Below are 14281 nucleotides of genomic sequence, written 5' to 3' on the forward strand. Positions count from 1 at the left end.
AGCCCCGCATGGGCATTGGAGCCGATGAGACGCGGCCGGATGGGGTGGTCCTGCCGCCCAGCCTGATGAACGCTGGAAAGCAGAGCAACCCGCATGCCTATCTGAATTGTTGTAAATATAATATTTACAAAAACAATCCCCCTGCCTCGAGGGGTTCGGCGATCAAAATGAAAAGGCTAAGCTTTCATTTTGAATTCATACGAATGGGGCGGACCTGGAGGCAGGCCGCCGCCAGCCCCAGGGCGACGCCGAAGGCGCCGACGCCTGTCCAGCCCAGGGTCCTCCACGCCAGCATCGCGCCGCTGGAGCCCACGCTGCCGCCCAGGAACATGCCGGTCATGAACAGGGTGTTCAGGCGGTTGCGGGCCTCGGCCCGGAGCCCGAAGACCAGCTGCTGGTGGGCGATGAGGGCACTCTGCACGCCGAAATCCAAAAGCACGACCCCCACCGCCATGCCCGCCAGGGAATTCCAGGCCACCAGCACCAGCCACCCGGCCAGCACCACGCAGGTGCCGGCCATCACCACGGGGCCCGGGCCCCGGCGGTCCGCCATGCGCCCGGCGAGGGGGGCCGCGAGGATCCCGATCGCCCCGATCACCCCGAAGAGCCCGGCCAGGCCCGCGCCCCGGAGGAAGGGGGGCTGCTCCAGGTGCAGCGCCAGGGTCGTCCAGAAGGCGCTGAAGGCCGCGAAGAGCAGGGCCTGGGTCGACGCCGCGCGGCGCAGCCGCGGCTCCCCGCGCCAGAGGTGGAGGAGCGAACCCATGAGCCGGCCGTACCCCATGGAGGCCGCCGGAAGGCTCGGGGGCAGGAACCGCATGATGGCGGCGCCGGCGAGGGCCATGGGGGCGGCGAGCCAGAACACCGACCTCCAGCCCCAGTGGGCCCCCACGAAGCCCGACAGGGTCCGGCTCAGGAGGATGCCGGTGAGCAGGCCGCTCATCACGCCGCCCACCACCGCGCCCCGGCGGTGGTCGGAGGCCAGGGACGCGGCCACCGGGAGGATCTGCTGGGCGACGGTGGAACCGACCCCGATGAGGAGCGAGGCGCCCACCAGGGCCCAGCCGTTGGGGGCCGCGGCGGCCATGAGGGTCGCGAGCACCAGTCCCATGAACTGCACCGTGATCAGCCGCCGCCTTTCCAGGAGGTCGCCCAGGGGCACCAGGAAGAAGAGGCCCGCGGCGTAGCCCAGCTGGGTGACGGTGGGGATGAGGCTCACCGCCATTCCCCCGGGGAAGGTCCGGCGGAGGAGGCCGAGCATGGGCTGGTTGTAGTAGATGTTCGCCACCGCGATCCCGCACGCGCAGGCCATGGCGAAGATCGGGCCGGGACCCAGTTCGCGGGGCCGGCTCATGCGTTCCACTGCGTGATAACCTTCATGGAACCAATTCTACAGCCCTGCGACCGCCGGCGTCCGGCGGATGGAGTACCCGTGAAAGTTCTGCGCATCGCGCTTCTGATGCTGGCCGCCCTGGGCGCCTTCGCCGCGGACGTCTTCTTCGGGGGGGTCCAGCCCCGGAGCCCGGAACCCGTGACGGTGGTGGCCTACACGGCCTACACCCTCGGCTATTCGGAAAAGGGCAAGGTGCCCCTCTGGAGCGTGTACACCGTGACCGGGCCCCAGGGTGAGCCGGAGGCGGTCGCGCGCAAGGGCATGCCGTTCTTCACGGAGGAGGCCACCCAGGCGCGGGTGACCACCCGCGACTACGCCGGGTCGGGCTACAGCCGGGGCCACATGACCCCCTTCGCGGCCATCGCCTACGCCTTCGGCCGGGACGCCGCCCGGGAGACGTTCTCCATGGCCAACATGGTCCCCCAGCTCCAGAAGCACAACGGGGGCATCTGGTCCCGCCTGGAGGAGGCCGTGAGCGGCTCCCGCACGGGCGGCGGGTTCCGGCCGGGGCTGACCGGGAGGTCCGCGCAGATCTGGGTCTACACCGGGCCGGTGCTCGGCGGCGGCGCCACCATCGGCGCCAGGGAGATCGCGGTGCCCGAAGCCCTGTGGAAGGCCGTCATCTGGATCACCCCCGCGGGCGCCACCCGGGCCTGCGCCTGGATCATCCCCCACGAGGAGGGCCTGGAGGCCGCGGCCTGGATGGCCTACGCCACGACGCTGGCCAAGGTGCGCGAGCGCAGCGGCGTGGACCTGGTGCCCGGGAATCCCGGCGACCTGGACGCGCGGTGCGACGCCGTCGAGGTGCTCCCGTGAGGCGCCACCTCGTCGCCCTGGGGGCGCTGGCCGCCGGCGTCCTGCTGGGCCTGGCCGTCCTGGTCCTGCCCGCGCCCGCGCCGCCCGGTCCGGGCTTTTCGGCCCTGCGGGCCCGGGCGCACCTCGACGTCCTCGCCCGGGCGCCCCACTCCGTGCGGGACCAGGCCTCCCTCGCCCCGGTGCGGGACTACATCCGCGGGCGCCTGGAGGGCCTGGGGCTCAAGCCCGGGACCCTGCGCCACCCCGAGGTCACCGACCGCTCCGGGCACCGCTATCCGCTCGAGAACATCGCCGCCGGCATTCCGGGACGCAGCGGCTCCTCGGTGCTGCTGGTCTCCCACTACGACGCGGCGCCCGCGTCCCTGGGCGCCGCCGACGACGGCCTGGGCGTGGCGGCCATGCTGGAGATCGCGGGCCTCCTGGCCCGGAGCCCGGAGCCCCTGGAGAACGGCGTGCGCTTCCTCTTCACCGACGCCGAGGAATCCGGCCTCCTGGGCGCGCGCGCCGAGATGGAGCGCAACCCCGGTCTCTACCGGGACGTGAACCTGGTCATCAACCTCGAGGCCCGGGGCGTGCGGGGGCCGGCCGTGATGTTCGAGACGGGCCGGAGGAACCTCGCGACCATCCGCCTCTTCCGCAAGGCCCGCTGGCCCTTCGGGTACTCCTTCGCGCCCGAGGTGTACCGGCGCATGCCCAACGGCACCGACTTCACGGTCTTCAGCCGGGCGGGGCTGCCCGGGATGAACTTCGCGGTGCTCGACGACCTCTCCTTCTACCACACCCCCCGGGACAACCCGGGCAACGTCTCCATGGCCTCCCTGCAGCACTACGGGGAACAGATCCTGCCCATGGTAAGGGCCTACGCGGCGGACCCCGCCCTGGCCGGTAAGGACGCCTTCGCTTCCAGGGAGGACATGGTCTACTTCCCGTGCCTGCCCGGGGTGCTGGTGTCCTGGCCCATGGGGTGGGACCGGGCCCTGTGCGTATTCCTGGTCCTGTGCTTCCACGGGGTGATGGTCTGGAACCTGGCCCGGGGCCGCGCGCGGATCCTGTCCATCGCGGGATGGTTCCTGGCCTGGACGGGCCTGGCCGCGGCCGCCCTGGCCGCCGGGGCGGGCACCAGCTTCCTGGCCTCGCGGGTCACCGGGATACCCTGGCGGTTCACCTACATGCCGAACGTGCCGCTGGAGCGGCCCATCACCTGGGTCCTCCTGTTCCTGGTGGCCCTGGCGGCCTACGCGCTGGCCCGCAGGAGCGCGGGGCGCTCGGCCCTCATCGGCGCCATGGGCCTCAACCTGCTGGTCCTGGCCGCGCTGGCGCGGGTGATGCCCGGGGCGGCTTTCCTGTTCTCCGTGCCGCTGCTGGCGGCCTTCGGGTCCCTGGTCCTGGCGGACCTGACCGGGCGGCCCTGGCTGGCCCTGGCCGGCGCGGTGGTCCCGGTGGCGCTCTTCGTGCCGGTGCTGCACCTGGTGTCCCTGGCCCTGACCCTGGGCGCCCTGGCGGCGCTGCTCCTGATGGCGGCGCTGCCCCTGGGGATGGCGGCGGCCCTCGCGGCGGATCCGGCGTTGCGCAGGGGAGCTAGGACCCGCTGAACGCCAGCGTCGTCACCCGCCGCGACTGGCCGGACTCCCCGCCCCCGGAGCCGCTGCTCTCGTGGAGGTGGTGGACGGTGACCAGCCTGCCGCCGACCCGCGCGAAGCGGTAGGCGTCGTGCTGCTCGGAGCTGAAGCTGATCACCAGGAGGGCCTTGCCGCGGAGCTTCACCCGGGTCTCGGCGGCCACGGGGAGGCCCTCGGCGTCCACCCAGACCTTCGCGGTGGCGTCCAGCTCCTTGACGTACTTCCGGTCCCGGGCGCCCATGCGGGGCTCCAGCTTCAGGGAGAGGAGCTTCAGGGCGCGCCCGTCCAGGGTGTCGGGGCGCTCCTCGAGCAGGGTGGCCTTGTCCAGGTCCTGGAGGAGCTGGGGGCCGGGATCGAAGTAGTTCTGGAGGCTGAGGGCGTCCAGGCCGGCCATGGCCTCCCGGGTGGGCGTGGTCTTCTCGGGGTCCTCGGTGCGGAGGCGGGCCTCCTGGAGGGCCTGGGCCAGGAGGTCCCGGCCCCAGGAGAGCCGGATGCCCTGGGGGCCGCACTCGGCCCAGGCGGTGGCCCTGCCCTGGCTGATGACGGGCTTCTTCTCGTCGCCCCTGCGGTTCCAGCTCTCGAGCTGCACAGAGGCCTTGAGCGCCTCGGCGCCGGCGGGCTTCTGGAGGCGGGCCCTGAGGGCGTCGAGGCCGTCGGCGGCAAGGGGCAGCGTCAGGGCGCAGAGGATCAGGATGGGCAGGCGCATGGGACTCCCGGTTCTTGTAACTACTTTGCCCGATTCCGGCCCCGGGGTGGGATAGACTGGTCAAATTCCGAGGTGCCCATGCGAATCGAATGGCTGCTGCCCTGCCTTGCCCTCACCCTGGCCGCCGAGTCCCCCGTGGGCTTGAACGCGCCCATCCGGAAGGTGCGGCTCCACCCCGACGAGGCCTGGGTCACCCGGGTGGGCCAGGCGAAGTTCGCGGGGGCCGGCGTGCACCGCCTCCTGCTCAAGGACCTGCCCCAGGGCCTGGAGCTGGACGACGTGCGGGTCGCGGCCAGGGGGCCCCAGGGCTCGCGCCTGGGGGACCTGAGCGTCGGCGCCGAACCCCGCAAGGTCACCGAGACGGCCGAGTACAAGGCCCTGAAGGCCGAGTGGGAAGGCGTTCGCGACCGGCAGGATGCCCTGGAGGCCGAAGGGGAATCCATCGCCAAGGAGCTGGCCTTCCTGTCCGGGCTTCAGGCGGGCTACGACAAGGAGATCTCAGCCCGCATGACCGGCGCCCTTCCGGGCGCGGCCGCGGTGGTGGAGCTGAGCAAGGGCCTCCAGGGCCGCTTCGGCGAGGTCCTCACCCGCGAGCGCCGGCGCCGGAGGGAACTGGAGAAGGTGAAGGAGGAATTCCGGCGCCTGGACGAGGACTTGCAAAAGCGCGCCGCGGAGCGCACCTCCAGCCCCGCCCAGGCCACCGTGGAAGTGGCCACCGACCGGGGCGGGGAGGTGGAGGTGGAGTTCACCTACCGCATCCGCGGCGCGGGCTGGGTGCCCACGTACGAGGCCCGCCTCGCGGGCGACGGCAGGAAGCTCGAGCTGGCGATCTTCGCCACCATCCGCCAGGGGACGGGGGAGGACTGGAAGGGCGTGCAGGTGGAGATCACCAATGCCCGCAGCGGGCGCAGCCTGGCCCTGGCCCAGTACGGCGGGCCCCGGCTCATCGATTCCGTGCTCCCGGCCCTCCAGGTGGCGGAGCGGCAGATGAAGAGCAAAGGCGGCCTCACGCCCGGCATCGCCCAGAACCTGTACCTCCCGCCTGCCCGTGGGGTGGTGGAGGTCGCCGCGGCCAATCTCACCATGGACGCCGCCGAGGCCCAGCCCCTGGAGGAGGCCCGGGGGATCGCGGCCACCTGGGCCCTGGAGGGCCTCAAGGACATCCCCGCGGACAACGAGGCCCACCGCTTCCGCATCCTCGGCCGGGAGCAGGAACCGTCCCTGGCCCTGGTGGCCACGCCGCGCCTGGACCCCACGGTCCACCGGGTGGCGCGCTTCCCGGTACCCGCGGGGATCCCGCTCTTCCCGGGCGCGGCGGTGGTGCACTACGCGGGGACCCAACGGGTGGGCCAGACCGCCCTGGAGATGCCGCTGCCCGGCGCGCCCTTCCAGTTCGGGTTCGGCCCATACCGGGGCGTGCGGGTTGAGCTGCGCCAGGTGGAGGCCCTGAAGGAGGCCGTGGGCACCTTCACCAAGGACATCCAGTGGACGCTCCGGGAGCGCATGGAGGTGTCCAACGACACCGCCGAGGCGGTCCAGGTGGAGCTCCAAGACCGGGAGGTCAGGGCCTCCAGCGACAAGGTCCGCATCACGCCCCTGCCCGAGGCCACCCCCAGCCGGGAAGCCTCCGTGCCCGGGGTTCGCGCCTGGACCCTGCCGGTGGAGCCTCGCGGCAAGGGCACCGTGACCCTGGGCGCCCAGATCCGGATCCCCGCCGGGTGCGTGCTCACCGGCGCCGACGACCTCCACCTGCCCAGGTAGGCCTTGACGGGGCCCCCCGTCATCCGTTGAAATCTCCCTCATGGCTGACGAAAAGAAGGAACCCTGGCTGAACTTCCTCGCCCTGACCACGGTCATCCTGGCGGTGTGCGCCACCATGGCCACCTTCAAGGGCGGGGGCTACTCCACGCGCTCGGTCATGAGCCAGGCCCAGGCCTCGGACCAGTGGGCCTTCTACCAGGCCAAGAGCATGAAGTCGAACCTCTACGAGATCAGCGTCCAGCAGCTGGAGCTGCAGGCCGCGGGCGCCTCCGGGGAGCGGGCCGCGGACCTGAAGTCGAAGGCGTCGGAATGGGCGAAGAAGGTGGCCGCCTACGACCAGGAGAAGGCCGCGATCCAGGCCGAGGCCCGGCGCCTCGAGAAGGTGCGGGAGGAGGCCCAGAAGCATTCCGCGGCCTTCGGCATCGCCGTCATCTACCTGCAGATCTCCATCCTGCTCTCGTCCATCGCGGCCCTGCTGAAGAAGCAGCCCGTGTGGTGGCTGGGGCTGGCGGTGGGCGCGGTGGGAATCCTCTACTTCATCAACGGATTCCTGCTCTTCCTCTAGACTGCCCGGTCCTGCATCGGGGGGCCCAGCAGGGCATTGAAGGCCGTGTTGATCTGGGTCTCCAGGTGGATGCCCATGGCCGCGGCCTCCATGGGACGGCCCATGAGGTAGCCCTGGAAGGCGTGGCAGCCCATGCCGTGGAGGGTCTCCTTCTGGGCCTGGGTCTCCACGCCCTCGGCCACCAGGCTCAGCCCCAGGTTGTTGCCCAGGTTCACGATGGTCTGCACGATGGGGTTGGAGGAGATGACGCCGGGGCGGTCGGGGTGCATGTTGCGCACGAAGGCCTGGTCGATCTTCAGGGTGTCGATGGGCAGCTGCTGCAGGTAGGAGAGGCTCGAATACCCGGTGCCGAAGTCGTCCAGGCCGATGCGCACGCCCAGGGCCTTGAGGTCGTGCAGCGGCGTGTGGCGGGGGTCCGAGTTCTTCAGCAGGCTGCTCTCGGTGATCTCCAGCTCCAGGCAGGAATGGCTGAGCCTGGACTCCCGCAGGGTGCGGGCCACGTAGTCGACCAGGCGCGGCGAGGCCAGCTGCACCGGCGAGACGTTCACGGCCAGCTTGATGGGGCGGGGGCTCAGGGCCTGCCAGATCGCGGCCTGGCGGCAGGCGTTGTTCAGGGCCCACTCGCCCAGGGTGTGGATGAAGAGGTTCTCCTCGGCCAGGGGGATGAACTTGGAGGGCGGCACGGCGCCCAGCACCGGGTGCTGCCAGCGCAGGAGGGCCTCCATGCCGATGATGTGGCCTTCCATGTTGAACTGCGGCTGGTAGAAGATCCGCATCTCGTTCTTGGCGAGGCTCTCGCCCAGGAAGGCGTCCATCTGCTGGCGCTCGAAGGCGGCCTCGCTGAGGGTGAGGGTGGTGCACTGGATGGCGTTGCCGCCGCTGCCCTTGGCGCGGTTGCAGGCGTTCTCCGCCTCCTTCTGGAGGGTGGAGGCGTTGTCCCCGTCCTGGGGCGAGAGGCTGATGCCGATGCTGGCGGTGAGCCGCACCTCCCGCTTGGAGACGCGGTAGGGGATGCACAGGGCGTCCAGGATGCCCTGGGCGATGCGCAGCGGCTCCAGGGGATCCCGCACCTCGGGCAGCAGCACGGCGAACTGGTCGCTGCCCACCCGGGCCAGGGTGTCCCCGGGGCGGAGCAGGACGGAGATGCGCCGGGTGAGCTGCAGGCAGAGGTCGTCGGAATCCGCGAAGCCCAGCGTCTGGTTGATGGACTTGAAGCGGTCCAGTTCGATGAAGAGCACGGCCACCATGTTCCCCTGCCGGTGGGCCATGAGGATGGCCTGGCCCGTGCGGTCCGCCAGGCGGAAACGGTTGGGCAGTCCGGTGAGCGGGTCCTGGTCCCGGAGCCCCTCCAGCTGCGCCTTGAGCTGGGCCACTTCCGTCCGGGCCTTCGCCAGGTGCTCCACGAGTTCCGAGGCTTCCATATCTTTCAAGAGCATTTCATTCGGTTCCGGATCTGGATGAACAGAGGCCACGAAAGAGGCTCCTTGGGGACCTGCTCGGGTTGTGCAAGATAGCGGTTGCCTGCTCTAGTGTCTCCACGCCTGGGAATGAATGCTAATCAAAAACAATTGAACATATTATTGTGCACCAATCAACTCCAGAGAAGGTGGTACGCATGGAGGGTGCCGCCGGGGTCCGCTGGGGGGATGTGCCGCACGGCGGCGCCATGCGCGCCGGCGATCTGGAGGCCGTGGGTGAACCAGGCCGGCACGTGGCGATCGAAAAACCAGGGCACCGGCCAAACGGCCCAGATGCGCACCACCGCGGACTGGGAGCTCGTCAGCTCGACCGTTATCACGCCCCCTTCCACGGATCCGCGCCAGAAGCCCGGCAGGGCCTCCACCAGCCCCGCAGGCCCCTGGAAAGCCCCGGGGTGCCGGGCGCGCAGCGTCTCCGCTCCCAGTGCGCCGGGCACCGGGCCCAGGTTGCCGGCCCGCCGGAACGCGGTCCAGCATTCGGTCACCAGACCGGCGTCGATCCAGGTCTCGAAGGCGGGTGGGGCGGCCGCCAGATCCCGGGCTCCGGGGGAGAGGTCCGCGAGCAGGGCCCGCCAGGCGTCCTCGCCCAGGGTGGTCCGCGCCGCCGCGACGCTCATGGGGAAGCTGGACCCCCGGATCCGGCGGATGACAGCCGCTTCGTTCGTTGGCTCGGCTGGGTTCGGCGTCATGCTGGAATTCTAGCCACGGATGGGCCGGGGCAGGCAACTTTCCCGGGGACGCCGCCGATAACCAAAGGTAATCTTGTAGTTGAGGAATCACCTGATGGAATTCCCTTTGGACATGCCGGTCCGGGCTCGAGGGTTGCATGCCTGAGCGGCTTCTGGAACTTTGCGACAGCCGGCGGAAGGGCCGATCCCGGGCCATCACGGCCGTGTGCTCCGCCCACCCTCTGGTGCTGCGGGCTGCCATGGATGAAGCCCTGGCCGCCGGGGGGCCGCTCCTTGTGGAGGCTTCCGGCAACCAGGTGAACCAGCTGGGAGGCTACTCGGGGATGACCCCGGAGGACTTCCGGGCCCTGGTCCTCGGCCTGGCCGCCGAAGCCGGCCTCGAAGCCTCCCGCCTCATCCTCGGCGGCGACCGGCTGGGGCCGGGCCCCTGGCGCCTCCAGCCGGCCGCCCAGGCCATGGCCAAGGCCGGGGCCCTGGCGCAGGCCTGCGTGGCGGCGGGGTTCCGCAAGCTCCACCTGGACACCGCGGTGGCCTGCGCCGGGGACGGGCCGGTGGTTTCCCCCGAGACCGCCGCCCGGCGGGCCGCGTCGCTCTGCCTGCTGGCCGAGCAGACCTGGCAGGTGCGCCCCGAAGGCCACCCGCCGGTGTACGTGCTGGGGCTGGACGCCTCCCCGGAGTCCGGGCCGCGGGTCACCCCGGCCCAGGACGTCCACCGTTCCCTGGACCTCTTCCAGGAAGCCCTGGCCAGGGAGGGGGCGGCTTCCGCCTGGGAGCGGGTCGTCGCCCTGGTGGTCCAGCCCGGCGTCGCGTTCAGCGAGACCGCGGTGCACCCCTATGACCGCAAGAAGGCCCGGCCCCTGGCCAAGGCCATCGCGGGCCGCAGGCCCGGGATGTTCGAGGCCCACGCCACCGACTTCCAGCACCCCGGCGTCCTTAGGGACCTGGTGCAGGACGGGGCGGGGATCCTCAAGGTCGGTCCCTGGCTGACCTTCGCCTTCCGGGAGGCCCTCTTCTCCCTGGAGGACGTGGCCCGGGAACTGCGCGGGTCGGGGCCCGCGATCGAGCTCCGGGTGGTCCTGGACCGCGCCATGCGCAAGGATCCCGCGCACTGGAAGGACCACCACCACGGTCCGGACCGGTCCTATACCCGGCTTTTCAGCTACCGGGACCGGTCCCGCTACTACTGGACCGACCCGGAGGTGGAGGAGGAGGTCGAGCGCCTCCTGGCCGCCACCGCGGGCCCGCTCCCGAGCCAGCTCCTGAGCCGGCACCTGCCCATGGCCCTGGACTCGGTCCTGGACGGCGAGCTGGAGCCCAACGGACGAGCCATTGTCCTGCATGCCGTTCGGCGGGTGCTGGGGCATTACGTCGCGGCCTGCCGGGAGAATGCATAGCTGGCGGCCGAAGGGTCGAAGCCCATGTGTATTAATTATTTAATTGTGACTGGGAAACCCTCCATTCTGCTTCCGCGGCGCCTTTACCGAATTTTTGCAACCACCTTACTTTAATTTTTGCAATAATTTAATCAGTGAATCATTCCAACCCGCCCTCCTGAAGGTCCGCCCATGCGCAACAACCAACCGGTCACCGCGGTCGAACACCACCTCAAGGAAGGCGCGTTCATCGTCTCCATGACGGACCCGCAGGGCCGGATCACCTTCGTGAACGACGAGTTCGTCCGCATGAGCGGGTTCACCGTCGAGGAGCTGATGGGCCAGCCCCACAACCTCGTGCGCCATCCCTTCATGCCGGCGGCGGCCTTCGCCGATCTGTGGGCCACGGCCAAGGCCGGCAAGCCCTGGTTCGGCATCGTGAAGAACCGCTGCAAGAACGGAGACTTCTACTGGGTGGACGCCAATGTGACCCCGGTGATGGACCGCGGGCAGGTGGCGGGCTACGTCTCCATCCGGAGCCGGCCGTCCAAGGCCCAGATCCGCGAGGCGGAGCGGATGTACGAGCTCCTCAACGCGGGCAAGTCCCTGGCCGAGGCCACGGTCCAGCCCTGGATGCCCCTGCGCTCCTGGACCTCGCGCTCGCGCATGCGAGCGGGGTTCGCGGCCCTCCTCGGGATCGTGGCCGTGGTCACGGCCCTGGACATCGCCACCTTCCTGAAGGTCGGCGCCGGGGTCAAGGGGATCCAGGAGAGCAACGCGGCGGTGAAGGGCCTCGCGGAGATCGGCGCCCTGGCCGACAGCGGCGTCTGGCTCCTGGGGCTGGGCGGCCTCGCGGCAATCCTGGCGGGGGTGGCCATCCTGGCCCTCCTCCTGCGGGCCCAGCGCCTCCAGCTGGGCGGCGAGCCCGAGACGGCCATCGGGGTCGTCCAGCAGATCGCCCTCGGGGACCTGCGCGTGGAGATCGACACGCCCCCCGGGGACACCACCAGCCTCCTGGCCCGCCTGCGCACCATGCAGTCCAACCTCAAGGGCATGGTCAACCGCATCCGCTTCGACGGCACGCGGGTCACCGAGACGGCCGAGAACTTCTCGGCCGCCACCCATCAGATCGCCGCCACCAGCCGCGAACTGGCCCGCAACGCCGAGGAGGAGCGCATCTCCGTGGAGCGCATGGCCTCGGCCATGACCGAGCTGTCCGCCTCCATCCAGGAAGTGGCCTCCAACGTCAAGGCCAGCCAGCGCCAGGCCGTGGAGGCCGTCACGGCCACCGAGGCCGGGGACCGGTCCGGCGAAGCGGCCATGGCCGCCATGGCCCAGGTGGAGGACGCCACCACCAAGGTCGTCCACGCCGTGCGCGTGATCCAGGAGATCGCCCGCCAGACCAACCTCCTGTCCCTCAACGCCGCCATCGAGGCCGCCAAGGCCGGGTCCCTGGGCAAGGGCTTCGCGGTGGTGGCCGAGGAGGTGCGCAAGCTCGCCGAGCGCAGCGCCCAGTCCGCCCGGGAAATCGCCAGCCTCATCGAGGTGAGCAACGAGGCCGTGACGCAGGGCCGCACCACCGTGCAGGGCGCGGTGGACGCCCTGGGGGACATCCGGGAGCACATCGGCCAGGTGACCTCCATGGCCATGGAGATCAGCGCCTCCGCCGAGGAGCAGTCCACCGCCAGCGCCGAGGTGGCCGCCCAGGTGGAGCGCAGCGCCGCCAAGGCCACCGAGAACGCCAGCGCCAGCGTCCAGCTGTCCAGCACGGTGGAGACGATCAGCACCCATTCGGACGAGCTGGCCCACACCGCCGAAGGCCTCGCGGCGCTGGCGCGGCAGTTCAGGACCTAGCGGATTCCCGTGAAGCCCACCTCGACCTTGCAAAGGCCCGGGAAGCCCGGCAGGGGCGAGATCCGCCTCTCCCCGGCCTTCCCGGTGAAGAAGTAGGGGTCCACCTGGGCCTTGGGGTCCGGGAGGGCGAAGTACAGGGTCGCGGGCTTGTCCTCCAGGGCGCGGCAGGTGACGTAGCCCACCAGGGCGTGCTCGGCGGAGTGGTAGCCGTTCTTCCATTGGTGGATCTTCGGGGAATCCTCGTAGGTCTCGCCCTTGGGCCCCGCCCAGCCCCACACCTCGTGGCGCTTGTGGTCGACCATCGAGGTGAGCCAGAACGCGGCGGTCGAGTCCAGGCTCTTGGCCCAGGTCCGGTCCGTCAGGGCCAGGGTCCCGGCCAGCTGGTCCAGCTCCGCGTAGATCCACCACTCCTTGGAGGCCTCGACGGTGCCGTCCCGCCGGAGCTTGGAGCCCCAGGTGCCGTCCGGGAGGAGGGCCATGCCCAGGACGGCGGCGCCCTCGGTGTCGGCGAAGCGCACCAGGGCCTCGTCCCCGGCGAGCCGGCCGATGCGGCCGATCATCCACAGGGCCTTGGCGGTGTGCCCGAAGTCGGTGTGGCGGGTGCCCAGGGCCTTGGGTTCGTGGAGCGTGCCCCAGAAGAGGTGCCGCCCGGGGGCGTGGTACTTGTCCACCATCACCCGGGCCAGCTTGACCAGGTCGCCCTTCCACTGGGTGCGCAGGGGTTCGGGCAGGATGGGGGTCAGGAGCAGCATGTAGGCGTTCACCTGGTCCAGCTGCGCCACCAGCTCCTGGCGGTCCGTCTCCTCCCTGGGGCCCTTGGCGGCCCAGCGGAGCATCCCCCAGTCCTTGTCCCAGTACTGGCCGAAGATGTGGTCCTTGAGGCGCACGATGTCGGCCAGCACCTCGGGGTCGCGGGTGAGGTAGTAGTACATCGCCATGCCCAGCTCCGCATAGGCCAGGTCCTGGGTGGTGCGCTCCAGCGTCGCGGGGCCCGGAACGCCCTTCTCCCAGTACGTCACCGCGCTGCCCGTGGCCCTGTCCAGGGCCTTCGTCCGCAGGAACCGCACCCCGTCCCGGGCCAGCGCCAGCATGGCCGGGTCCCCCGTGAGGTGATAGGCGGCCCCGTAGAAGTAGGTCTGCCGGGACTTCATGCGGGTGAACTCCATGCCGGCGCTGGCCTTGATCCACCCCGGGGCGTCGCCGATCTCGGGGCAGGGGCTGGCCGCATTGAAGAGGTTGCCGTCGTTGCACCGGAACGTCGGGAAGTCCCCCCGGGGCGTCCCCCAGGCCGCGGGCACGTTCCAGAAGGGGAGCAGGTCCTGGTTGAAGTGGTCCAGCCAGCGCTGGCCCGGGACCGCCGCCACCAGGGCCGCGGACAGGGAATGGAGGAGGAATCGACGCAGCATGGGCCACCTGGGAAACGGGAATTCACTCCAGTATGCCTGACTCCTTAGGCCCTGATCCCTCCGCGCGGGCCTGGAAGGATCCGGAGGCGTCCCCCGGAAATCACAAGGGAACAAGGTGGACGATGACCCTCATGGTTTCGGACAAGGCATTTGCCAGTTGGGACCGGAGCTGGATCTCGATTTTCTTGGAGGACTGCTTGTAGGTCAGGGTCGCAACGTAGTTCGGGGTCGCAAGGGCGCCCTTCCTGCCGGCCTTGATTTTCCATCTGAGGACGTCATAGGGATCTTCAACGGAATGCTGGAGCGAATCCGGTGTCCCCGCGTCGAAGGAGACCAGGGATGCCTCGCCGGACGAGTTGATCTTGATTTCCACCCAGGTGTCGTCTCCAACCATGAATGTCCGCGCCTCCGGATGGGTGTCCTGCCTGCTCCGGGTTTCAACGTGAACAGGTTGGCAGGATAGTGATGCAAGCACGCAAGTGCAAAGCATGAACCTGGAAGCGAAGCCCATGTCGCCACCCCTTCCCTTTAGGTTGAGACAGTTCCCTGAATAATACATCAGGACCTTGAACCTAGAAAATGACAGCAACCGTGCAGCACGTCCACGTGCGGCATGCCGGATGA

General features: G+C 70.1%; 12 protein-coding genes. 6 read left to right on the forward strand and 6 right to left on the reverse strand.

Annotation, left to right across the window (positions count from 1 at the left end):
• Positions 1-184: 184 nt before the first annotated feature.
• Complete coding sequence (locus tag RAH40_RS18475) at positions 185-1351, reverse strand: MFS transporter (RefSeq protein WP_306599073.1); 1167 nt, start codon at positions 1349-1351, stop codon at positions 185-187.
• Positions 1352-1429: 78 nt separating this feature from the next.
• Between RAH40_RS18475 and RAH40_RS18480 the strand changes: the two genes are divergently transcribed.
• Positions 1430-2206 carry a DNA/RNA non-specific endonuclease gene (locus tag RAH40_RS18480; protein ID WP_306599074.1) on the forward strand — a complete coding sequence of 259 codons (777 nt, stop codon included), beginning with the start codon at positions 1430-1432 and terminating at the stop codon, positions 2204-2206.
• Positions 2203-3798 (forward strand): M28 family peptidase, encoded by a 1596-nt coding sequence (locus RAH40_RS18485; protein ID WP_306599075.1) that lies wholly within the window; start codon positions 2203-2205, stop codon positions 3796-3798. The genes RAH40_RS18480 and RAH40_RS18485 overlap by 4 nt, the downstream gene beginning before the upstream one ends.
• Here the strand turns inward: RAH40_RS18485 and RAH40_RS18490 are convergent.
• Positions 3785-4531 (reverse strand): hypothetical protein, encoded by a 747-nt coding sequence (locus RAH40_RS18490; RefSeq protein ID WP_306599076.1) that lies wholly within the window; start codon positions 4529-4531, stop codon positions 3785-3787. The two genes, RAH40_RS18485 and RAH40_RS18490, sit on opposite strands and share 14 nt — an antisense overlap.
• Before the next feature lie 78 nt (positions 4532-4609).
• On the opposite strand from RAH40_RS18490, the gene RAH40_RS18495 reads away from it, so the two are divergent.
• Positions 4610-6292 (forward strand): mucoidy inhibitor MuiA family protein, encoded by a 1683-nt coding sequence (locus RAH40_RS18495; RefSeq protein ID WP_306599077.1) that lies wholly within the window; start codon positions 4610-4612, stop codon positions 6290-6292.
• A 40-nt stretch (positions 6293-6332) separates the two neighbouring features.
• Positions 6333-6857, forward strand: coding sequence for a DUF4337 domain-containing protein (locus tag RAH40_RS18500; protein WP_306599078.1), 525 nt, complete (start codon positions 6333-6335; stop codon positions 6855-6857).
• Here the strand turns inward: RAH40_RS18500 and RAH40_RS18505 are convergent.
• Positions 6854-8293 carry a bifunctional diguanylate cyclase/phosphodiesterase gene (locus RAH40_RS18505; RefSeq protein ID WP_306599079.1) on the reverse strand — a complete coding sequence of 480 codons (1440 nt, stop codon included), beginning with the start codon at positions 8291-8293 and terminating at the stop codon, positions 6854-6856. The two genes, RAH40_RS18500 and RAH40_RS18505, sit on opposite strands and share 4 nt — an antisense overlap.
• 155 nt (positions 8294-8448) lie before the next feature.
• Positions 8449-9024: a hypothetical protein gene (locus RAH40_RS18510; RefSeq protein WP_306599080.1), complete on the reverse strand. Its 576-nt coding sequence runs from the start codon at positions 9022-9024 to the stop codon at positions 8449-8451.
• Between the two features lie 137 nt (positions 9025-9161).
• Between RAH40_RS18510 and RAH40_RS18515 the strand changes: the two genes are divergently transcribed.
• Together RAH40_RS18515 and RAH40_RS18520 are read left to right on the forward strand one after the other, a co-directional pair.
• Entirely contained in the window at positions 9162-10418 is a 1257-nt protein-coding gene (locus RAH40_RS18515; protein ID WP_306599082.1) for a class II D-tagatose-bisphosphate aldolase non-catalytic subunit, read from the forward strand.
• A 171-nt stretch (positions 10419-10589) separates the two neighbouring features.
• Entirely contained in the window at positions 10590-12251 is a 1662-nt protein-coding gene (locus RAH40_RS18520; RefSeq protein ID WP_306599083.1) for a methyl-accepting chemotaxis protein, read from the forward strand.
• Here the strand turns inward: RAH40_RS18520 and RAH40_RS18525 are convergent.
• Both RAH40_RS18525 and RAH40_RS18530 read right to left on the reverse strand, forming a co-directional pair.
• Positions 12248-13657 carry a hypothetical protein gene (locus RAH40_RS18525; RefSeq protein WP_306599084.1) on the reverse strand — a complete coding sequence of 470 codons (1410 nt, stop codon included), beginning with the start codon at positions 13655-13657 and terminating at the stop codon, positions 12248-12250. The genes RAH40_RS18520 and RAH40_RS18525 overlap by 4 nt on opposite strands.
• A gap of 100 nt (positions 13658-13757) precedes the next feature.
• Positions 13758-14168, reverse strand: coding sequence for a hypothetical protein (locus tag RAH40_RS18530; RefSeq protein WP_306599085.1), 411 nt, complete (start codon positions 14166-14168; stop codon positions 13758-13760).
• Positions 14169-14281 lie beyond the last annotated feature (113 nt).

This window comes from Geothrix sp. 21YS21S-2, from assembly GCF_030846775.1.
Lineage (GTDB): Bacteria > Acidobacteriota > Holophagae > Holophagales > Holophagaceae > Mesoterricola.

Excerpts from the sequence above, each read along its gene's own strand:
- RAH40_RS18475 (WP_306599073.1), bottom strand. The coding sequence starts at position 1,351 with ATGAGCCGGCCCCGCGAACTGGGTCCCGGCCCGATCTTCGCCATGGCC.
- RAH40_RS18490 (WP_306599076.1), bottom strand. The coding sequence starts at position 4,531 with ATGCGCCTGCCCATCCTGATCCTCTGCGCCCTGACGCTGCCCCTTGCC.
- RAH40_RS18495 (WP_306599077.1), top strand. The coding sequence starts at position 4,610 with ATGCGAATCGAATGGCTGCTGCCCTGCCTTGCCCTCACCCTGGCCGCC.
- RAH40_RS18500 (WP_306599078.1), top strand. The coding sequence starts at position 6,333 with ATGGCTGACGAAAAGAAGGAACCCTGGCTGAACTTCCTCGCCCTGACC.
- RAH40_RS18505 (WP_306599079.1), bottom strand. The coding sequence starts at position 8,293 with ATGCTCTTGAAAGATATGGAAGCCTCGGAACTCGTGGAGCACCTGGCG.
- RAH40_RS18510 (WP_306599080.1), bottom strand. The coding sequence starts at position 9,024 with ATGACGCCGAACCCAGCCGAGCCAACGAACGAAGCGGCTGTCATCCGC.
- RAH40_RS18515 (WP_306599082.1), top strand. The coding sequence starts at position 9,162 with ATGCCTGAGCGGCTTCTGGAACTTTGCGACAGCCGGCGGAAGGGCCGA.
- RAH40_RS18520 (WP_306599083.1), top strand. The coding sequence starts at position 10,590 with ATGCGCAACAACCAACCGGTCACCGCGGTCGAACACCACCTCAAGGAA.
- RAH40_RS18525 (WP_306599084.1), bottom strand. The coding sequence starts at position 13,657 with ATGCTGCGTCGATTCCTCCTCCATTCCCTGTCCGCGGCCCTGGTGGCG.
- RAH40_RS18530 (WP_306599085.1), bottom strand. The coding sequence starts at position 14,168 with ATGGGCTTCGCTTCCAGGTTCATGCTTTGCACTTGCGTGCTTGCATCA.